General features: G+C 50.4%; 18 protein-coding genes and 1 other RNA gene. 9 read left to right on the top strand and 10 right to left on the bottom strand.

The genetic code is table 11. The features are described 5' to 3' along the window. Positions 1-11: 11 nt before the first annotated feature. The 3 genes from poxB to O6P33_RS09310 form a co-directional block, all read right to left on the bottom strand. Entirely contained in the window at positions 12-1,736 is a 1,725-nt protein-coding gene (gene poxB, locus O6P33_RS09320) for a ubiquinone-dependent pyruvate dehydrogenase (protein WP_269817509.1), read from the bottom strand. A gap of 149 nt (positions 1,737-1,885) precedes the next feature. Continuing rightward, positions 1,886-2,761, bottom strand: a complete 876-nt coding sequence (gene yghU / locus O6P33_RS09315; protein ID WP_269817508.1) for a glutathione-dependent disulfide-bond oxidoreductase — start codon at positions 2,759-2,761, stop codon at positions 1,886-1,888. Positions 2,762-2,900: 139 nt separating this feature from the next. Then, positions 2,901-3,644: a TrmH family RNA methyltransferase gene (locus O6P33_RS09310; protein ID WP_269817507.1), complete on the bottom strand. Its 744-nt coding sequence runs from the start codon at positions 3,642-3,644 to the stop codon at positions 2,901-2,903. A gap of 348 nt (positions 3,645-3,992) precedes the next feature. Between O6P33_RS09310 and ffs the strand changes: the two genes are divergently transcribed. From ffs to O6P33_RS09285, 5 genes are all read left to right on the top strand, one after another. Further along, positions 3,993-4,089: signal recognition particle sRNA small type (gene ffs, locus O6P33_RS09305), an RNA gene on the top strand. A 138-nt stretch (positions 4,090-4,227) separates the two neighbouring features. Continuing rightward, entirely contained in the window at positions 4,228-6,351 is a 2,124-nt protein-coding gene (dnaX, locus tag O6P33_RS09300; RefSeq protein ID WP_269817506.1) for a DNA polymerase III subunit gamma/tau, read from the top strand. A 7-nt stretch (positions 6,352-6,358) separates the two neighbouring features. After that, the gene (locus tag O6P33_RS09295) at positions 6,359-6,685 is read left to right on the top strand and encodes a YbaB/EbfC family nucleoid-associated protein (protein WP_269819508.1); all 327 of its coding nucleotides are present in this window, start codon (positions 6,359-6,361) and stop codon (positions 6,683-6,685) included. A gap of 121 nt (positions 6,686-6,806) precedes the next feature. Then, the gene (recR, locus tag O6P33_RS09290; protein WP_269817505.1) at positions 6,807-7,406 is read left to right on the top strand and encodes a recombination mediator RecR; all 600 of its coding nucleotides are present in this window, start codon (positions 6,807-6,809) and stop codon (positions 7,404-7,406) included. 200 nt (positions 7,407-7,606) lie between these two features. Then, a complete protein-coding gene (locus O6P33_RS09285) occupies positions 7,607-8,131 on the top strand; it encodes a rhodanese family protein (protein ID WP_269817504.1) in 525 nt (174 codons plus the stop codon). 101 nt (positions 8,132-8,232) lie between these two features. On the opposite strand, the gene cobS is transcribed toward O6P33_RS09285, so the two are convergent. The 4 genes from cobS to O6P33_RS09265 form a co-directional block, all read right to left on the bottom strand. Next, positions 8,233-9,003 carry an adenosylcobinamide-GDP ribazoletransferase gene (gene cobS, locus O6P33_RS09280; protein WP_269817503.1) on the bottom strand — a complete coding sequence of 257 codons (771 nt, stop codon included), beginning with the start codon at positions 9,001-9,003 and terminating at the stop codon, positions 8,233-8,235. Further along, the gene (locus tag O6P33_RS09275) at positions 9,000-9,614 is read right to left on the bottom strand and encodes a histidine phosphatase family protein (protein ID WP_269817502.1); all 615 of its coding nucleotides are present in this window, start codon (positions 9,612-9,614) and stop codon (positions 9,000-9,002) included. Before O6P33_RS09275 ends, cobS begins: the two co-directional genes overlap by 4 nt. After that, complete coding sequence (gene cobT / locus O6P33_RS09270) at positions 9,614-10,669, bottom strand: nicotinate-nucleotide--dimethylbenzimidazole phosphoribosyltransferase (RefSeq protein WP_269817501.1); 1,056 nt, start codon at positions 10,667-10,669, stop codon at positions 9,614-9,616. The genes O6P33_RS09275 and cobT overlap by 1 nt, the downstream gene beginning before the upstream one ends. A gap of 124 nt (positions 10,670-10,793) precedes the next feature. Beyond that, entirely contained in the window at positions 10,794-11,108 is a 315-nt protein-coding gene (locus tag O6P33_RS09265) for a DUF2288 domain-containing protein (protein ID WP_269817500.1), read from the bottom strand. Positions 11,109-11,201: 93 nt separating this feature from the next. Between O6P33_RS09265 and O6P33_RS09260 the strand changes: the two genes are divergently transcribed. From O6P33_RS09260 to O6P33_RS09245, 4 genes are all read left to right on the top strand, one after another. After that, entirely contained in the window at positions 11,202-12,092 is an 891-nt protein-coding gene (locus tag O6P33_RS09260) for an NAD(P)-dependent oxidoreductase (RefSeq protein WP_269817499.1), read from the top strand. Beyond that, positions 12,092-12,874: a hydroxypyruvate isomerase family protein gene (locus tag O6P33_RS09255; protein ID WP_269817498.1), complete on the top strand. Its 783-nt coding sequence runs from the start codon at positions 12,092-12,094 to the stop codon at positions 12,872-12,874. Before O6P33_RS09260 ends, O6P33_RS09255 begins: the two co-directional genes overlap by 1 nt. 134 nt (positions 12,875-13,008) lie before the next feature. Further along, on the top strand, positions 13,009-14,337 hold the full coding sequence (locus O6P33_RS09250; RefSeq protein WP_269817497.1) for a spinster family MFS transporter: 1,329 nt from the start codon (positions 13,009-13,011) through the stop codon (positions 14,335-14,337). A gap of 11 nt (positions 14,338-14,348) precedes the next feature. Continuing rightward, positions 14,349-14,654: a BolA family protein gene (locus O6P33_RS09245; protein WP_269819507.1), complete on the top strand. Its 306-nt coding sequence runs from the start codon at positions 14,349-14,351 to the stop codon at positions 14,652-14,654. Positions 14,655-14,776: 122 nt separating this feature from the next. On the opposite strand, the gene O6P33_RS09240 is transcribed toward O6P33_RS09245, so the two are convergent. From O6P33_RS09240 to dacB, 3 genes are all read right to left on the bottom strand, one after another. Beyond that, positions 14,777-17,605: an aconitate hydratase gene (locus O6P33_RS09240; RefSeq protein WP_269817496.1), complete on the bottom strand. Its 2,829-nt coding sequence runs from the start codon at positions 17,603-17,605 to the stop codon at positions 14,777-14,779. Positions 17,606-17,831: 226 nt separating this feature from the next. After that, positions 17,832-19,109, bottom strand: a complete 1,278-nt coding sequence (locus O6P33_RS09235) for an outer membrane protein transport protein (RefSeq protein ID WP_269817495.1) — start codon at positions 19,107-19,109, stop codon at positions 17,832-17,834. Positions 19,110-19,384: 275 nt separating this feature from the next. After that, complete coding sequence (gene dacB, locus O6P33_RS09230; protein WP_420094991.1) at positions 19,385-20,812, bottom strand: D-alanyl-D-alanine carboxypeptidase/D-alanyl-D-alanine endopeptidase; 1,428 nt, start codon at positions 20,810-20,812, stop codon at positions 19,385-19,387. Between the last annotated feature and the right edge of the window lie 168 nt (positions 20,813-20,980).

Genomic DNA, 20,980 nt, shown 5'->3' with positions numbered 1-20,980 from the left:
TCAGTTAAGCTTTAGCGCAACCAGTTGGTCTTCGCGAGCTCAACCACTTCATCGCCACGGCCGTTCATAATTGCGCGCAGCATATACAAACTAAAGCCTTTGGCTTGCTGTAGTTGCACTGTAGGTGGCATGACTAACTCTTGCGTTGCAGTCACCACATCAACAATGACAGGGCCGTCGTGGGCTAAGGCTTCAGCTAGAGCAGTGTTTAACTCAGAAGACTTCTCGACACGGATGCCTTTAATGCCTGCCGCCTCAGCAATAGCTGCAAAATTAGGATTTTGCAGCTCTGTACCGTCTGTGAGGTAGCCACCGGCTTTCATCTCCATGGCTACAAAGCCCAGCACACTGTTGTTAAAAATCACGATTTTAATCGGTAGCTTGTGCTGCACTAAGGTTAAAATATCGCCCATTAACATGCTAAAGCCGCCGTCACCGCACATGGCAATGACTTGGCGCTCAGGCTGACTGGCTTTTGCGCCCATTGCTTGCGGCATAGCGTTAGCCATTGAACCGTGGTTAAAGGAGCCAAGTAGGCGGCGCTTACCATTCATCTTCAAATAGCGTGCCGCCCAGACTGTTGGGGTGCCTACGTCGCAGGTGAAGATGGCATCCTCGCTGGCCAATTCGCTGATTTGCTGAGCGAGGTATTGTGGGTGAATGGGTTGATCGTCTTTGCTGGGCTTAGCTAAATCATCAAGGCCTTTGCGCGCTTGCTGGTAATGCTTAAGCGCTTGATCAAGAAATTTGCGCTCAGTGCGCGTTTCTAACTTAGGCAGCAGCGCCTGTAAGGTTGATTTAACATCGCCTTGTAGCGGCAAATGGATCGAGCAATGCGAACCCATGCTCGCGGGGTTGATATCAACTTGCACAATGGTCGCATCTTTAGGGTAAAACGCTCGATATGGGAAACGCGTACCCAGCATGACCAGTGTGTCGGCATTCATCATGGCGTGATAACCAGAAGAAAAACCAATCAAACCAGTCATACCCACATCAAAAGGGTTATCCCACTCTACGTGCTCTTTACCGCGCAGGGCATGCACTATCGGTGCTTTCAGTTTTTCTGCAAATTGCATTAATTCGTCGTGAGCGCCTTCACAGCCACTGCCGCAAAGTAAGGTGATGCGCTTACCCTTGGCTAAAATTTCTTTAAAGGCTTCTAGCTCACTGTCTTGCGGAATAACTTTAGGCGGCAGTGGTGTGTGCCAAGCTGATGCGGCATTTTCTGCGGCAGGGCGTAAAGCAATATCGCCGGGCAAGACAATAACCGCCACGCCTTTCTTTAAAATTGCCTGACGCATGGCCACTTCTAGAGCTTGCGGTAATTGTTCAGGATTGGACACTAACTCACAATAATGACTGCATTCACGAAACAGCTCTTGGGGGTGAGTTTCTTGAAAATAACCGCTGCCAATTTCACTGGAAGGAATGTGTGCAGCAATTGCTAGAACAGGAACGCCACTGCGGTGACAATCAAATAAACCGTTGATTAGGTGCAAGTTGCCTGGCCCGCAGGAGCCAGCACAAACAGCTAACTCGCCAGTAATTTGCGCTTCTGCGCCAGCGGCAAAAGCGGCGACCTCTTCGTGCCGAGTACCGATCCAGCGAATTGTGCCCATTTTCAACAGGCTATCGCTAAGACCGTTTAAGGAGTCACCAGTAACGCCCCAAATATTTTTGACACCGGCTTGGTCGAGTGTTTTTGCCACTAGATGGGCTACGGATTGCGGCATGTATACCTCCAATGTATAAAATCAAGTGCGCTTTTTGAGCGCAGCTGCATGATAAAAGCACAGTTAGCCTGCTGCATATCAGTGTTTTACTCTGGCAAAACTAAGTTTAGGCGCACTGCTTGACAGCTAGCTTAATAATTGCAGTAAAACTATTGGTCTGTTGTTGTAGCTATTTTATCTTGGGTTTTTAACTCAAAGTCTGTGGCTGCGTGGCGCTCATGCAGTTGCTCTGCCGGCTCGCCCCAGGTGCGGTTCACCATGCGGCCACGCTGTACGGCAGGGCGTTGCGAAATCTCTGTGGCCCAGCGCTGTAGGTTTTTGTAGCCGTCAACTTGTAAAAACTCCGCCGCGCCATAGAGTGTGCCTAGAACTAAGTTGCCGTACCAAGGCCAGGTGGCGATATCGGCAATGGAATACTCATCGCCGCCTAAATAGCGCTGCTCGGCCAAATGACGGTCAAGTACATCCAGTTGACGTTTGGTTTCCATGGTAAAACGATCAATGGGGTATTGGTACTTTTCCGGCGCATAGGCGTAAAAGTGCCCAAAGCCACCGCCCAAATAAGGCGCAGATCCTTGCAGCCAGAATAACCAGTTAAGTGCTTCGGTGCGTGCGGCCGGCTCTTGGGGCAATAGCTGCCCAAATTTCTCGGCCAAATAGAGCAAGATTGCACCGCTCTCAAACACACGGCTAGCGGTGTCAGTATCCACTAGGGCAGGGATTTTTGAGTTGGGGTTTACCGCAACAAAGCCTGAAGAGAATTGATCACCTTCAGTAATCTTGATGAGGTGAGCATCATATTCAGCGCCAGTTTCGCCCAGAGCCAAGAGCTCTTCGAGCATGATAGTGACTTTTTGGCCGTTGGGTGTACCTAATGAGTACAGTTGTAAAGGATGTTTGCCGCGTGGCAATTCGGCTTCGTGGGTAGGGCCAGCAATGGGGCGGTTGATACTGGCCCATTCACCGCCACTTGCAGCGTCCCAAGTCCAAACGCGAGGTGGCTCATAAGGGTGAGAGTTCGACATGGTGCAGATCCTCTTGTAAACAGTGCCTAAAACAGTAACAGGTTCAAGGTGGTTATTGCGAATCGCGCAGCGCCCACTTTGCGGGTAAAAAGAGTACAACAAGTTAAACCTGCTTTGAGCGAAAGCGTGTTGTGCTCAGCTATACCGGTTGACGCATTTGATACATTAAAATCCCTGCCGCAACACTGACGTTGAGTGATTCGGCTTGGCCGTAAATTGGGATTTTAATGCACTGATCCGCAAGCTTAAGAATGCCTGGGTTGATTCCCGAGCCTTCATTGCCCATGACTAAAGCGGCTTTATTTAAGTTGCTGGCAGCAGCATAGCTAACTGCATTGTCTAGGGCGCTGGCCAGCACCCTGTAGGTTTGTTGCTGCAATTGGGGGATCAACTCAAATAAATCAGCCTCGACAACTGGAATATGAAAAATAGAACCCTGTGAGGCGCGGATGACTTTGTCGTTATATAGATCAACTGTGCCTTTACCCAGTACCACTTGTGAGAAACCTGCTGCGTCAGCGGTGCGAATCATAGTTCCTAAATTGCCGGGGTCTTGAACTTGGTCGATCAGGAGCAAGTAATCACCGCTAATGGGCTGGACTTGTGGCATCTTGACCACTGCGGCAATACCCTGCGGGGCTTCTGTTTGACTAATGGCAGCAAAGACTTGCTTGCTAACCAGTTGATGGTTCTGCTCTGTGAGCCAGTTCGGTAGAGTTGTGCCTTCTTGCACGATGATGGTGGCAATTGTCCAGCCGCTGTTCAAGGCTTCTTCAATCAAGTGAAAACCCTCAATTAAGAATGACTGGGTATTAACGCGATATTTTTTTGTTTGTAATTTACGCCAGTCTTTGACTTGGCTGTTTTGACTTGAAGTGATCACGTTAACGAATCCTCGGCGAGGTTATCTTGAATGATGGCTGCGGCGCTGACTGCGAGTTTTAAAACAATGGGATATTGCTGCTGAGTGCCGTTGGCCGCTGTGTTGTACTGGGTAAATATTGAATCTAGCGTGTGGAGGCCCGCAAAACTGGCGGTTAATGCCTCAGTTAAGGGTGCGGCGGGTCAGGTTCTGCCGCACTAATGAGTGAGCAATTCTAGCACTTCTGGCCAGTGAGGACAGTCTCTTGAAGCTTATAAAGGCTGCGTAAATCTGGGTCTGCTTGTATCTTCTCGATAAATGAGTACAATAGCGGCTCACCAAATCTTGGTGTTCGTGTTATGGCGACCCTGTCGGTCCCCTCGCAACGATTATCCGTAAACCTGGTCAGGCCCGGAAGGGAGCAGCCATAGCGGTGACATTGTGTGCCGGGGTGTGGCTGGCAGCGGTTGCCACCTAAATTGCTCAATTCGTTACAATCCCTCATCTAATCAAATAAAGCCCATTCGCAGACAGTGTTGCGGGTGCAATTTTTGCTGTGCTCCGTTAGCATGTCTGTCTGTTTTCTTGCAGGTCTACGGTTGCTATGAGTTATCAGGTTTTAGCCCGCAAATGGCGTCCTCGCTCATTTCGTGAAATGGTCGGTCAAACCCATGTGTTAAAAGCATTGATCAATGCCCTTGATCATCAACGCTTACACCATGCCTATTTGTTTACCGGTACCCGCGGCGTGGGTAAAACTACCATTGCACGGATTATGGCCAAGTGCTTGAACTGCGAGCAGGGTGTCAGCTCGACTCCTTGTGGTGAGTGCTCGGTGTGCCGGGAAATTGATGAAGGTCGTTTTATTGATCTGATTGAAGTGGATGCGGCCAGTAAAACCAAAGTAGAAGACACCCGGGAAATGCTCGATAACGTGCAGTATATGCCGACTCGCGGGCGTTACAAGGTGTACCTGATTGACGAGGTGCACATGCTTTCGACCAGTTCTTTCAACGCTTTGTTGAAGACGCTCGAAGAGCCGCCGCCCTACGTTAAATTCTTATTGGCCACCACCGACCCGCAAAAATTACCGGCCACGGTTCTGTCGCGCTGTTTGCAATTCTCTTTAAAGAATATGCCCCCTGAGCCCATTGTTGGCCATTTGCAAAATGTTTTAACCAGCGAAAACATCCCCTTTGAGGATGATGCGCTGTGGCTGCTCGGACGTGCGGCGGATGGCTCGATGCGTGATGCCATGAGTCTCACAGACCAAGCGGTGTCCTTTGGTGATGGCAGTGTATTGGCGGACGATGTGCGCGCCATGCTGGGGACTCTGGATCAGGGGCAAATCTATGGCGTATTAAAAGCCTTGATTGCTGGTGATGCCCGTGCCGCACTGAGCGCTGTGGCGCATTTAGCTGAGCATGGTCCGGATTGGGCAGGGGTTTTGGCAGAAATACTCAATGCCTTGCACCGCATTGCCATTGCTCAATTGATGCCCGATGCCATTGATAACGGGCAGGGTGATCGTGAGCAGGTACTGGAATTGGCGGCTATTGTTCCGGCTGAAGATGTGCAGTTTTATTATCAGTTGGGTTTGATTGGTCGCCGTGATTTACCGCTGGCGCCCGATCCCCGTGACGGCTTTGAAATGGTGCTGCTGCGTATGTTGGCCTTTCGCCCAGCCAGTTTGCCCGGCACGCCACCGACCACCACTCTAGTTCAGCCAGAGCCAGCCAACTCAGCAGCTGACGGGCAAAACACAACGGCGCAAGCTACAACGACTGCAAGTCGCAGTTTAGCGCAGCAGCCTGCGCTGCCTGATACTCCTGTAGCGAGCAGCAGCCAAGCGCAAGTCGATACAGTGGTGGCTGAGTCGGCCAGCGCCAGCGAGAGTCCAGTAACACCCAATGCTGTGCCAGTCGATCAAGCACCAGTTGCAGCGCCAGCGGAAGAAATACACGCCCCTTGGGAAGAGCAGCCAGACAGCGTGGCAATAGAGCCGCCAACTGTTGCTGCTCAGCCTGTCGCCAGTTCCGCACAAGATCCAGCGCTAACTGCGCCAGCCAGCCGTCCCGCAACTGCGAGTGCAGATGCACAAGCAAGTACAACGCAGCAAAGTGCCACAGTGGCTCAGGCCGAACAACCTGAGCATGCAGCCTATTATGATGATGCCTACAGTCAGGCTTTAGCCGATGAGGCAGGCGACGATGAAGATGAGTATTTAGCCAGCAGCCATTATCAAGATTATGCTGAGCTGCCGAGCTTTAGTGATGATGAGCCGGTGCAGTTACATGGCAATAACGTTGATTTACAACCCAATATAGCACCTGCCTCCGGTCAAGCAGCGGAGTGGCAAACATTATTTGCCCAGTTGAATTTAGCGGGGATGACCCACAGTATTGCGGCTAATACTGTGTTAGTTGAAAAAAATGCCGATGTTTGGCTGCTGCATTTAGATCCCAACCACAGTGCGCTGTTTAATAAAACGCAATTACAACGTATCAATGAGGCAATTAACACACACTTGGGTGCACCTATAGAGTTACAAATAGAATTGCACACCCCAACTGAAGAAACACCTGCTTTGGCGCTGCTGCGCAAGCAAGCAAAACGCCAACAGGAAGCAGAAACAGCAATCCATACTGATCCTGTGGTATTGCAACTGATGGACACCTTTGGCGCTACAATTAGTGCCGATAGTATTGAACCCATAGACTCGTTATAAGGAACCTATTATGAAAGGTGGCATGGCTGGCCTGATGAAACAGGCGCAACAAATGCAAGAAAAAATGCAGAAAATGCAAGAAGAGTTAGCCAATGCAGAAGTGACTGGTGAATCAGGCGCAGGCTTGGTCAGCGTAGTTATGACCGGTCGGCATGATGTGCGCCGCGTCAGCATTGATGACAGCTTGCTTGAAGAAGATAAAGAGATTCTTGAAGACTTAATTGCTGCTGCAATGAATGATGCAGTGCGTAAAGTTGAGCAAAACAGTCAAAAAAGTATGGCTGGTATGACCGATGGTATGCAGTTGCCACCGGGCTTTAAAATGCCGTTCTAGTACCTGCAAATACAAAGCGATCAGCGCAGCATCGTCTTTGCTGGCTGATCGCTTTGCTGATCTAGGGTTTGGCTTTAAGCCACAACCACTCTTATTTACTATTCAATTATGCTGAGACGTTATGTCGTTTAGTCCTTTAATACGTCAGTTGATCGATGCTTTTCGCATTTTGCCAGGTGTTGGACAAAAGACTGCACAACGTATGGCGCTGCAGTTACTTGAGCGCGATCGCAGTGGTGGCCAACGTTTAGCGCAGGCGTTGAGTCAGGCTATGGACGGTATTGGTTATTGCCGCTCGTGCCGCAGTCTGAGTGAAGAAGAAATCTGCCATTTATGCAGTGATCTGCGCCGTGATGAAAGCTTGCTGTGTATCGTCCAAGGGCCGATGGATGTATATGCCGTTGAGCAAACTGGTTATCGCGGGCGTTACTTTGTTTTAAAAGGCCATTTATCACCGCTTGATGGGCTGGGGCCGGAAACCATTGGTATTCCAGAATTGTTAGGGCGTATTAATCAAGGCGCTTTCCGAGAGATCATTTTAGCCACTAACCCCACTGTTGAAGGTGAGGCTACTGCACACTATATTGCGCAAATTCTTGCGGACCAAGAGCTGCTTATTTCGCGCTTAGCCCATGGCATGCCGTTGGGCGGGGAGCTGGAAATGGTCGATGGTGGCACTTTAAGCCATGCCTTGGCAGGGCGCAGGCCCATACAGGTCTAGCTTTACCTGCGAGAGTTGTAAGTTTTGCGTGCACTACGGGTGGCATTGCTGTTGACCGTTAATCCCTTAAGACTGTTTTAATATATCGATATAAATTATACTTAATTGTGAATTGACCCGTGGTGTGCTGATTAATGTCATCGAGACAGAGTCGCAGCGTACCAAATTTGGTCGTGTAGTGATTATATTGAGAGGTTCTGATGTCAAGCAAAGTATTAACGCCACAAGCAGCCCAAGAGCTATTGGCCAAAGGAGCTGTACTAGTCGACATTCGTGGTGCTGATGAGTATGCCCGTGAGCATATTGCCGGCGCCCAGCATATGCCCATGGAGCAACTGAGCAGCACAGGTATGGCCAACAGTGACGCCAATGCAGTGATTTTCCACTGCCGTTCCGGCAACCGTACGGTGATGAATGCCGGCGTGTTGGACAATTGTGCAAGCTGCGAAGTGTATATTTTAGAAGGTGGTTTAGACGGCTGGAAAAAAGCTGGGTTGCCCGTGGTGACTGATGCATCACAACCTTTAGAATTACAGCGTCAAGTGCAGATTGGCGCAGGCTCGATGATTCTTTTGGGCGTGATTTTAGGCACAACTGTTGCGCCGGGTTGGTATGCGCTGTCTGGTTTTGTCGGTGCGGGTTTGATTATGGCAGGGGTCACTGGTTTTTGTGGTTTAGCGCGAGTGTTAATGAAAATGCCATGGAATAAAAACTCTGCTGCATAACTAAAAAGCCTCAAGGCAAGCCTGTGCTGGGCTTGCCTTGTGCTCTGGATGGCTGCTGCCTTGTTTTACTTGAGTGCGCCATGACTAGCCACTTACCTGTGCTATAAAGCCAAAGCAACCAGCAGTACGGCTTCCTGGATCTCTACTGCGGCGCCAAGGGTATCGCCGGTATATCCGCCCAAGCGTTTTTTAAGTGCAGCGCGATAAGCGACTAAGACTGTCAGCCAGACGAAGAGAATCAACAGTGCTTTTTCTTGCAGTAGCGGCAGGGCTAATAGCGCCAACACAGCACTCATTATCATCACTTTACTTTTAGTCGCAGCGCTTTGTGTGTCACTGACCATGCCTTGCTTGCGCACATAAGACGTTGTCGCCATTAAACCGATAATGCCAGCTCTGGCGAGCATCGGAATCAGCAGTAAACCACCCAGCAGTAAGCCAAGATCACTGTGCGCCTGTTCGAGTAACGCGGCAATTGCGGCAAATTTTACCAGTAACACCACGATCATTGCCGCCACGGCCATGGCACCCACTCTTGGGTCTTTCATGATTTCCAAGGTACGCTCGTGATTACCTAAACCGCCCACCCATGCATCGGCTGTATCGGCGACGCCATCCAGATGCATTGCCCCGGTAAAATACACCCAGAGCGCTAACACCAATGCCGCCACCAATAAGAACGATGCCTGTGGGTTATACAGGTAGCACAGCAGCACTAAGCTGACTAAAAACACTCCTAGAATGGCGCCAACGATGGGATAAAACCACATTGCCGCTTGCTGCACCTCTTTATCAACACGTTGTAAATAAGGCCCTGGCACACGGCTTAAGAAAATCAGCGCGTACCAAAAGCCCCAATAGTAGGTGCTCATAATTCTGTTCCGTCCATGCCTTCGAGGCTGACCCATTGCTGGGCTTGACCTTCATATTCACTGTCGATGACCTTGAAACTTATCACCGCTGCGTAAGGTAAGCTGAGTTTGCTCATGCCGTTGGCGGTCAGTTCTAATAAATGTTGCGCCAGCATGCGGATCACACCGCCGTGGGTGACTACGAGCACGCGCTGGCCTTGATGAGTTTTTAACAACTGCTGCCAAGCCACTAAAACACGCTGTTGTAATGCCGCAGTGGGTTCGCCTTGTGGCGCACAGAAGTTCATCGGATCTTGCCACATCTGACTGATACTTTGCTCAGCCATCACTGCATCGACCAACTGGTTTTCCCATTCGCCAAAATGAATTTCCGCTAAATTAGCTTCGATGCTGAGCGGGATATTTTGTGTGTTGGCCAGCCATTGCGCCGATTGCTTACAGCGCAGCAAAGGCGAGCTGACTATGTGCTGCCAGCGCTGGCCTAAACGCTCAATGCGCTGCTGAAATTGCTGACTGCCGCGCTCGGTTAAGCAATGATCAGTACGACCGCGAAAGACTCGGCCGCCGACCGGTTCACCGTGGCGGATAATATCGATGTAAGTGGTGATCATCAGGCTTTGTTTTCCACAGCGGCTTGGGCAAAGGTGGCCATATTGTTATGAATAGTCAGCGCTTGCTGGACGGTTGCATAAGCCACAGCAGCGCCCGAGCCTTCGCCTAAGCGCATGCCTAACTGTAGGAGCGGCTCTGCATCTAAGGCGCTGAGTAAGGCGCTATGTCCGCATTCAGCCGAATGGTGGGCAAACAGCAGCCACTGACGTACCCCAGGGTTTAATTTAACTGCTAATAAAGCCGCTGCCGTGGTAATAAAACCATCAACAAAACAGGGCATGCCCAACTGACTGGCGCGTATATAAGCTGCGGCGATGGCAGCGATTTCCAGCCCACCCACTTGCGCTAAGGCGTCTAATGGATTTTTAACCAGCAGCTTCGCGCGGGCCACGCTGGCAGTTAAAATTTCTTTTTTACGAGTTAGTGCCGCACCTTCAACGCCAGTGCCGGGACCGGTTAAATCGCTGACGTCTTGTTCCAACAGCAGAGCGCTTAAACAACTGGCGGCTGAGGTATTGCCAATGCCCATTTCACCTAACATCAGAAAATCGCAGCCTTGCTGATGAGCCCGTTCAGCTTGCTCTTTACCTAAACTTAAGGCTGCCAGCGCCTGTTCATTGCTCATGGCAGCTTGCTCAGAGAAGTCGTGAGTGCCGGCCATGATGGGCTTATGAGTAATCTGAGTTAAATGCTCACAGTTCGCAGCGGTACCACAGTTAATAACGCTAAGTTGAATGCCTTGTTGTTTGCATGAAGTGGCAACTGCAGCACCACCATTGACAAAATTCGCTAGCATGGCAATGGTCACCGACTGCGGAAAGGCTGAGACACCTTGCGTGACAACGCCGTGGTCGCCGGCGAAAACTAACATGTGCGGCTGTTTGATTTGCGGTTTGCTCGTGTTTTGCATCGCCGCCAACTCAATGGCAATGCTTTCCAAACGACCTAACGAGCCTTGCGGTTTGGTCAGTTGATCTTGATGCGCTTGAGCGTTGCCTCGTGCGCTAGCAGACAGTGGGGCTGTGGCGTCTAACCACCAGTTTTTGTGAGTCATGGGTGAACTTAAATTTTGAGGAGCGTTATTTGACTTGTCAGCCCAGCAGTTAGCCGCAAGTACGCTAGAGGCTAGAGTTTGCCTTGGCTGCGGTATTTTTCAGCTGACTGTTGGTAGTGACAGCTTAATGTGAAGTCGTGTTTTGACGCTCTTGCACTATCAGCCAAGGGGCGACCACGACAGCCCAGAGTTCGGGATCGCGTTGTTGAAAGTCCAGGGCTTGCTCATCTTGTAAGTTATGCAGCGCTTTTTGCTGCATCAGCGCACTGATGGTCTTTTTATCGTCATTGATAATCTGTTCGGCCACGGCCACTAAGTCTTGGTCACTGGCAACCCAAAGCACCATGCCTTTAGCGAAAATTGGCATGATTTCCGCCCAGCTCATGCGTGCTGTTTGACCAAGAAGCTGAGCATATAAGTCACTGATTTCGTTTGACATGTTTTTTCTCGCAACAAAAGTGGGCATGATAGCCTGAGTTGCCCTGTCCCCCCAAGGGGCAAAACTTCAGTGTCGAGTGAATTGGAGAGTTTTATGCATGCTTCAGCATTACCCCGCTTAGCCTTTGCCGGTATCGGTTTAATGGGGCTGCCCATGTGCCAGCGCTTGCTAGCAGCGGGTTATCCACTGGTGGTTTGGAACCGTAATCCTGATAAATGTGCGCCCTTGGTCGCCTTAGGTGCCAAGCAGGTTTTGCAGCGCGCCGAACTCTGCGCCCAAGCCGATATCATTATGTTGTGCTTGGCAGACACTCAAGCAGTGACTGAGGTGATGTTTTCCGAGCAGGGCATTGCTGCCGCGATGAGCCATAAGCAGGTGTTGGTGGATTTCTCCAGTATTGAGCCTGCGGCAACCCGGAGTATGGCGCAACAGCTCGCCGAGGGCTGTGGCGCGCAATGGTTGGACGTGCCGGTGTCTGGCGGTGTTGGTGGTGCTGAGGCCGGTAGCTTAGCCATGATGGCGGGTGGTGATGCGGATGCCTTGGCGCAAGTAATGCCGGTGTTAGCGCACCTCAGTCAACGCGTTACTCACATGGGGCCGGTGGGCTCAGGGCAAGTGACAAAAGTCTGCAACCAGATGCTGGTGGCATGTAATGCCATGGTGATTGCGGAAGTGGTGGCCTTGGCCGAGCGCGCAGGTGTTGATGCGTCGCTCTTAGCGCCAGCCTTGGCCGGTGGTTTTGCGGACAGCAAGCCTTTGCAAATCCTTGCGCCACAAATGGCGGAGCGTGAGTTTGAGCCGGTAAAGTGGCATGTGCGCACCTTGTTAAAAGATCTAGATATGGCCGTGCAGCTGTCCCATAACCATCTGTCGGCGACACCAATGAGTGGCCTCGCTGCGCAGTTGATGCGTACCCATGGCGCGCAGGGACATTTAGCGGCGGATCCTGCAACCCTGATCAAACTCTATAGCGGAGATAAATAATGGACATTGTGGCCAATTTATCCATGTTGTTTACTGAACTGCCGTTGTTAGAGCGTGTGCGTGCGGCAGCGGCGGCAGGGTTTTCTGGCGTGGAAATCCAGTTCCCCTATGAGGTGCCAGCGCTGCAACTGAAAGAAGAGCTGCAGCGCTGCGCGATGCCGTTAGTGTTAATGAATTTACCTGCCGGTGATTTGATGCAAGGCGGCACTGGTTTAGCCTGTCATCCCAAGCGTCGTCAGCAGTTTGCCGATGCTTTGGATGAAGCCTTGAGTTACGCACTTATGGTGCGGCCACGCATGGTCAATGTGTTAGCAGGGCGTTTACCTGAAGGTGTTTCCCGTGATAAAGCACTGGCGACCTTAGCTGCTAATGTGCGTGAAACTGCGCAGGCCTTTGACCGTCTGCATATCAAAGTCTTATGCGAGGCTATTAATCCCATTGATATGCCTGGCTTTTTAATCAATACCCCGCAACACTTAAACGAACTCTTAACTGAGGTGCGTCACGACAATTGCTTTGCTCAATTGGACGTTTACCACATGGCACGGCAAGGCATCAGCGTTGAGGATGCGCTAGCAGTATTAGCTGGCAAAGTCGCGCATGTGCAGTTTGCCGATTGTCCTGGGCGTGCGGAGCCGGGTACGGGAGAGTTTGATTTTCAAGCAATGCAGCAGGCTTTACAGCAAACGGGTTACCAAGGGGCTTTAGCCGCAGAATACCGGCCTAGCAGTACCACTTTAAAAAGTTTGCAATGGCTCACTCGTGCGCCTTTTCAGGTCTGATTTTTAATGGAGCTATTTAACTGCGGTTTAACATTGTCGGGCAGGCTGGGCTTATGCGCATTGAGCGCTGTAAGGCAAACGCACCGCTCTGTAGATGTATTTTGGATTAACAACAATAATAAATAAGGAAGCACATGCCGCATTTACCGCATCAATCTAAACAGGCTGATAACGCTTGGCGCGTATTGTTTTTACTGTTTTTAGCCAATTTGTTTAATTTCTTTGACCGTGCGATCCCCAGCATCATTATTGAGCCGATCCGCCTTGAGTGGAGTTTAACTGACTTTCAAATCGGTCTATTAGGCACGGCTTTTACCATTGTTTATGCCATTGCTGGCTTACCATTAGGACGTATGGCGGATAACGGTTCACGTAAGAAAATTATGGGCTGGGGATTACTGGTGTGGAGTGGTTTGACTGCGGTGAACGGTGCTGTTAACAGTTTTTGGAGTTTTTTGTTGGTGCGAATGGGCGTGGGGGTGGGGGAGGCCAGTTATGGCCCTGCGGCCAACTCTTTGATTGGCGATTTATTTCCAGCCAATCGCCGTGCCCGCGCCATGGGTATTTTTATGCTCGGTTTGCCGCTGGGGTTGTTATTAGCTTTTTTTACCACAGGGGCTATGGTACAGGCTTTTGATAGCTGGCGGGCACCGTTTTTTATTGCTGCGGTGCCTGGAATTATCCTAGCCATTTTTATGTTTTTTATTCGCGAACCGCAGCGCGGTGATGCTGAGGTGGTGGCAGTGCAAAGCACACCCATTGAGCAGCCGGTTCGTAAAGTGTTAGCCATACCGACCATGTGGTGGTTAATGCTGGCAGGGCTGTGTTACAACTTTGCCACCTACGCCAATACAGCTTTTATGGTGCCGATGCTGCAGCGTTATTTTGGTTTGGAATTGACCCAGGCAGCGATGTCGGTGGGGGTGATTGTAGGGGTTACTGGACTGTTTGCTTTGCCATTGGGCGGCTGGATCGCTGACCGCTTGCATGTGCGTTATCGTAATGGGCGTTTATTGTTTGGTGCGGTGAGTTTGTTGCTCACCTGCGTCTTTACGGGTATTGCTTTATTGGCGGGTGAAATTGATGTAGCGATCTTTGTTGGTCTCTTTGCCGTGGGCTGGGTGTTTGCCTATAACTTTTATACCTGCGTGTATACTGCTGTACAGGATGTGATTGAGCCGCGTTTGCGGGCCACGGCGATGGCTTTGTTTTTTGCGGGACTCTATCTGCTTGGCGGTGGCTTAGGCCCAGTAATGGTTGGTGGTTTATCTGACTATTTTGCTAACCAGGCCATGCTGCTAGCCGGTGCCAGCGAAATGACGGAGGCTTTTCGTGCGATTGGCTTGCACGATGCTTTGTATTTAGTGCCAGTGACCATGGGTTTAACTGGTGTGTTTTTGTTGATTGCGATTCGCACCTTTCGTTTTGATGCGCAGAAGATGGCGCAATCAGCACAGCAATAACGAGGAAAGTGATAATGATGATGGAAAAAATTGAGACGGCCTTAGCTGTATTGCAGCCGCAAGAGTTGCAGATTGAAGATGAAAGCCATATGCACAGCCGTGGTCAAGAAAGCCATTTTAAAGTAGTGCTCGTCAGTGCTGAGTTTACTGACGTGCGTAAAGTGCAGCGCCATCAAAAAGTGTATGCAGCCTTGGGTGATTTAATGCAGCAGTTCCATGCTTTGGCTTTGCACACCTTTAGTCCAGAAGAGTGGCAGGCAGAGCTGGCCATTCCTGATTCACCGCATTGCCGTGGTGGCAGCTTGCACGACAAGTGATAGCCTGTTGGCTTAGTTAAGGCGTTAAAGCCTTGTGCGAGCTTAGCAAGCACAATAGCGCAGTATAAAAAACGGCCAGTCCCTAGATTTAGGTGCTGGCCGTTTGTTTAAGCGTAGCGTGTTTATGCTTTGGCTAAAATATCCCGCAGTACATACGGCAGAATCCCACCATGGCGGTAGTACTCCACCTCGATGGGCGTATCGATACGTGACAGCACTGGCACCTGTTCAACACTGCCATCTTTGCGCGTGATCTCTAAGGTGAGTTGCTGGCGCGGCTGCATGTCGCTATCTACACCAAGGATACTAAAGGTTTCAGCATCACTGATGTTGAGTGAGCTATAGGAGGTGCCGTCCATAAACTGCAAGGGTAAAACCCCCATGCCGACAAGGTTGGAACGGTGGATGCGTTCATAGGACTGAGCAATCACCGCGCGTACGCCCATCAGCAAAGTACCTTTCGCGGCCCAGTCACGACTGGAGCCGGTGCCGTATTCTTCACCAGCAAAGATTATGGTTGGGACACCACGCTGCATATATTCCATGGCTGCGTCATACACAGGTACTTGCTTGCCGTCGAGTAAAGTAAAGCCGCCTTCGATGCGTGAACCGTCCGCGGTGGCGGGTAACATCAGGTTTTTGACCCTGACGTTGGCAAAGGTGCCGCGAATCATGACATCGTGGTTACCACGGCGCGAGCCATAGGTGTTGAAGTCAGACTGTTGCACATCATGGCTGATTAGGTATTGGCCAGCTGGTGAGTCTTTACTGAAGGAACCTGCTGGAGAAATGTGATCCGTGGTCACTGAGTCGCCCAAAAGCATTAAAGCGCGTGCATCTTTAATCGGGGCAACCGCTTTGGGCTGCATGGTAAAGTCAGAGAAGAACGGCGGTTTGGCAATATAGGTGGATTTAGGCCAGTCGTAGACTAAACCCTTAGCGCTTTCAATATCGGTCCAGAGTTTATTGTCTTTACTGAAGTCGCTGTACTTGTCGCGGAATACCGCAGGGTTCATGGCTTTACTGAGTAAGGCCTGAATCTCGCTGTTGCTCGGCCAGAGGTCTTTCAAATACACCGGCTTGCCGTCTTTGCTGGTACCCAGTGGGTCTTGATCTAGGTTGATGTTAACGGTACCAGCCAAAGCAAAGGCGACCACCAGCGGCGGTGAAGCCAAGAAGTTCGCGCGAATATTGGGGTGAATGCGCGCTTCAAAATTACGGTTGCCGGACAGTACAGCGGCCGCAACAATGTCATTTTCGACAATGGCTTGGTTGTATGCGGGGATGAGGTCGCCGGCATTACCGATGCAGGTGGTGCAACCAAAGGCGGTGACACCAAAACCTAAAGCTTCGAGGCTGCTGAGTAGCCCAGCAGCTTCAAGGTACTCTGGAACCACTCGAGAACCAGGTGCCAGTGAGGTTTTGATGCGAGGGTGTACACTTAGGCCCAGCTCCACCGCTTTTTTCGCCAACAAGCCTGCGGCTAATAAAACGCTGGGGTTTGAGGTGTTGGTGCAGGAGGTAATCGCAGCAATGAGCACATCGCCGTGCCCCATATCAATGGTGCCGTCGGTTTCGCAGTCATTGTTTGGCGTGCTGAGGCGGTTATCGATCATTTCCACTTCGTGCATAGCCAGTGGCCGCTTAGGCTTGGGCGAGTCTTGATTGACCACCGGAATCAGTGGGCAACTGGTGCTATAACGCTTATCCAGTTCAGATGCATCTTTGTTAAAGCCGCCTTTAGCAATGGATTCGCTAAACAACGAGGTGAAGCTGTTGTGCATTTCAGGTAAGGCAATGCGGTCTTGTGGGCGCTTTGGACCCGCCAAAGATGGTCGCACGCTATCTAAATCCAGCTCAATCACTTGGCTGTAATCAATATCGCCTTCTTTGGGTATGCCAAACATCTCTTGGGCGCGGAAATACGCAGCGCAGGCCTCAATATCAATGCCTTCGCGTCCGGTCCCGCGCATGTATTCTAGGGTGACTTCATCTACGGGGAAGAAGCCCATAGTGGCCCCGTATTCTGGTGCCATATTGGCTAAGGTGGCACGGTCAGGGAGGCTTAAGTGCTCGGCACCCTCACCAAAAAATTCGACAAACTTGCCGACTACTTTGGAATTGCGCAGTAATTCAGTGACGGTCAAGACTAAATCTGTGGCAGTCATGCCTTCGCGCAGCTTGCCCTTAAGGTTCACCCCAACAACGTCAGGGGTCAAAATATACAGTGGCTGGCCAAGCATGGCTGCTTCTGCTTCGATTCCGCCAACACCCCAGCCAACTACGCCTAGGGCGTTAATCATGGTGGTGTGTGAATCGGTACCGACTAAAGTGTCAGGGTAGGTCATGCCGTCTTTTTCTTGAATACCGGGGAATAAGTACTCAAGGTTAACTTGGTGCACGATACCGAAACCGGGCGGCACAACTTTAAAAGTATCAAAGGCTTGCATGCCCCATTTCAAAAATTGGTAACGCTCACCGTTGCGTTTAAACTCCATCGCCATATTTTTTTCTAAGGCATCAGGGCTGTTATAAAAATCCACCATCACCGAGTGGTCAACCACTAAGTCAACCGGTACTAAAGGCTCAATGGCGCTGGCCGGCTTGCCCATGTCTTCGGCGACATTGCGCATGGCTGCTAAGTCGCACAGTAATGGCACACCGGTGAAGTCCTGCAGCACTACGCGGGCAACAGTGAAAGGAATTTCTTCATTGCGGGCGGCATTGGGCTGCCAGTTGGCCAGTTGCTCGATATGTTCGAGGGTGATGCGCTGATTATCCGCGTTGCGTACCAGAGACTCTAAAATGATACGAATCGAGATAGGCAGTCGTGAGACTGATTTAAAACCATGGTCTTTAAGGGCGGGGAGGGAGCAGTACTTAAGTGTTTTGCCATTACTTAAGGTGAAGGCGTGATGGAGTTTGCGTGGATCGAAAGCTGGTGTTTGCATAGCATTATCCTTTTTAAACTGTGACTCACTGGTCTGTAGCATAGACGTATTCACTGCACAATGTACAAGTGGGACAATGGTCGTGGTTTGTTTTGAGCGGATACGTGCCTGTTTACCATTAAAAAAGCCGCAAGCACAAGCCATATCTGCTGATCTATCCAGCGTCTAAAGTAGGCTTAGCATTTGCGGCCTGGAAAGGCTCAGGTAAAGAACCTAGCTTACGCTTTTAAAAGTTCCAAGTAGCTTGGCTGGTAAAACCGTGGGCGCTGTTGCGGTATTTAGCGCTGTAGGCTGGGCGGAATGCACCTTCCTCCTGATTTACCCCTGCTTGATTCTCACGAATATAGGCATAGGCGAGGTCTACAGTTAGGCTGTCGCTGGCTTTCCAGCCGGCACCAAAGGTAAGAATTTTACGGTGACCGACAGGGATGCGCACATTACGGTGCTCGTTGGTGGTCGGTGATTGGTCTAAGGCAAAACCAGTGCGCAGAACCCACTCAGGGTTAACTTGGTAGCTGGCGCCAATGGAATAGGACCAAGTGTTGTGCCATTTGAGGTCTTCTTCAATGGTTCTGAAACGAGTGGCTTGCACGCCCTTGTTTTTTGCTTTAATAGACTCTAAGCGACTCCAGCGTGTCCAAGTTAAACCACCGTGCAAGGTCCATTGATCATCAAGTTTATGGCTGATTGAGGTATCAACGGATTCAGGGGTGGTGAAAGCCAAAGAGGCTTTGTGCTTGCCGTTAGCGCCCTGGAGCTCAGGTATAGGGAGGTTAGGTATGTTGCGAATTTTAGTGTGGCCCTTGAGGGTGTAATCCACTTTGGAGTGGTAAGTGATGCCCCAAGTCGTTTGCTCGCTTAAGTCCACCATCAGCCCTAAGTTATAGCCTAGGGCTGTGTCGTCCCCTTTGATGCTAATGCGTGCATCTTGACCGTTCGGATTCATGCCTCTGGTCTGCAAGGTGTTAGTCAGTTTACCGTCAATTTTGTTGAAGGTTGGACCAAAGCCCACCGCAACTCGATCAGTTACTTTATAGCTGAAAGTCGGCTGGATACTCATCACTGCAACTTTGCTATACAGGCCGTGGCTGCTGCCTTGGAAGCTTTTTTCATAATCACTGATGACACCAAATGGTACATACATGCCTAAGCCAAAGTTCCACTTTTCATTAAGGGGCATGGCATAGAAAGCAAAAGGTACATAAGCCCTCGGCACCATATCGCCTTTGCTGCTGCCTGGCGCATCAGTACGAACCTTGCTGATATCCACGTTGGCTTTAACCATGGCAAAACCACCGCTGACTTGCTTGCCGTGGATTTTTGATAAGCCTGCTGGGTTACCGTAAATGGTGCTGGCGTCCAGGGCTGAAGAGGCACGACCGGCGTAGGCAGTACCGGCACCGCTGGCGCTTTGTTCGTTTAAGGCAAGACCGTTAGCCAATAGGCTGCTGCTGGCTAAAGATAAGCCAACGGCGAGGGATGTACGTAAAAAAGGGAAACGCATGTGAGTGCTCCAAGGAATACAAAACTGCGCAACGGTAACAAGCTTTGCTGTAAGAACCAATCCTAGTAAGCGGCTAATTAAGAGGCTTATTGTGTTAAGTGATCTTTTTGTGAATAAAAAAGCTTTATCAGTCAGGGGAGGTGGTTTTGTCAGACAATTGTAGCGCTCAAATACTGCTGGTGGCCGTATGGTTTTCTTATTGTGCTGGTATGGGTGGCAAGGATTAGCGCTGGCTACTGTAAGGCAGCACCCAGCGCTTGAGTTGTTACGGCCAATTACTTAGTTTTCGGTTGGCGGTAAACATCTAGCAATACTTGATCCAGAATGGCTGAAGCACCCCAAGGTTGGGCGTGGTTGATGATGGCCACTACGGCCCAAGCATCGCCATTGACATCGCGGCTAAATCCAGCAATAGCGCGGACGTTCTTTAGGGTGCCAGTTTTAATGTGTGCTTGCCCGACTAACTGAGTGTTGCGTAAGCGGCGACGCATGGTGCCATCCATCGCTACGATAGGCAGGGACGAAATAAACTCTGCCGCGTAAGGACTTTTCCAAGCGGCTTCTAGCATTAAACCCAACTGGCGGGCAGTAATGCGCTCTTGACGTGATAAGCCCGAGCCGTTTTCAATAAAAAAGCCGGTGGGCGAGATTTTATTTTTACTCAATAGATTATTAATGACACGGCGTGCTGCTGCGGCATCATCGCTATCAGCAGCAGTACGGTAGCGTGCACCAATGCTCAGAAACAGCTGCTTAGCCATGGTGTTGTTACTGTACTTATTAATATCGCGGATAACCTCGGTGAGGTCAGGTGAATAAGCGCGGACCAACAAGCGGGCATCTTTTGGTGTTTCGCCGAGCATGTCATTGCCTAAAATAGTACCACCCATCTCCTGCCAAATACTGCGTACTACACCAGCGGCATAACGCGGGTGATCAAGGAAGGCTAAGTAGTTTTGGGTGCTGCAGCCTGGGGCAATATGGCCGTTAACAGTCAGCGTCAAAGTATGGCCATCATCTTTTGGCACATAGTTAATTACGGGGCTGTTGCAGTTTTTGGCATTTTTCAGTTTGACGTTGTTGATGATTTCAATGCTGCCAATGGGAGGCTCCATCACCACCTGAGCGCCACTTTCTTCGCCACGCACAATAAAGCGCTGTGACTTAAAGTTCACCAGCAATGAGTCGGGTTCAACCAGGAAAGGTTTGCTTTGATCGTTGCTGTCATCATCGAAAACACTAAGGGGCGGCGGCGCAAAGTGGCTGCGATCAAGAATTAAGTCCCCGGAAATGTGGCGTACACCGTTTGCGCGTAGATCCCTCAATAACAGCCATAAACGCTCCATATTGAGTTTTGGATCACCACCACCTTTTAGGTAGAGGTTTCCGTTGAGAACACCGTCACGCAAAGTGCCGTCGGTAAAAAACTCAGTTTTCCACTGGAATGCTGGGCCTAATAATTCCAGCGCCGCATAGGTGGTGACCAGTTTCATAGTAGAGGCTGGATTGATCTGTAGGTCAGCATTCATATAAGAGCTTTTCCCCGGGCCACTTAAGGGGATAGTCACTGCAGAAAGCGCTTCGCTATTGATTTTGTTAGCTTTTAAAGCTTTATCAATATTGCCGGATGATAAGGTTTGCCCCAGCGCAGCCACAGGACTGATAGCTATTGATAAACAGAGCACAGAAAGACTGCTGCGCAGTGCGGGCTGGGTAAAAAAAATGCTATTTGCTGGTTGGTAATGCTTGCGCAGGCGACGTAAAAAAGATCTCAGCACGATACAGGTACCTTTGAAAATACAGCCGATGAATAAGAATTATGCTAACTATTATGCGCTATTCACTGAAAGGAAAGCAGGGCTTGGTGAAAA

The sequence above is a fragment of the Denitrificimonas caeni genome (assembly GCF_027498055.1).
Classification (GTDB): domain Bacteria; phylum Pseudomonadota; class Gammaproteobacteria; order Pseudomonadales; family Pseudomonadaceae; genus Denitrificimonas.
This window is presented reverse-complemented; position numbering and strand designations above follow the sequence as displayed.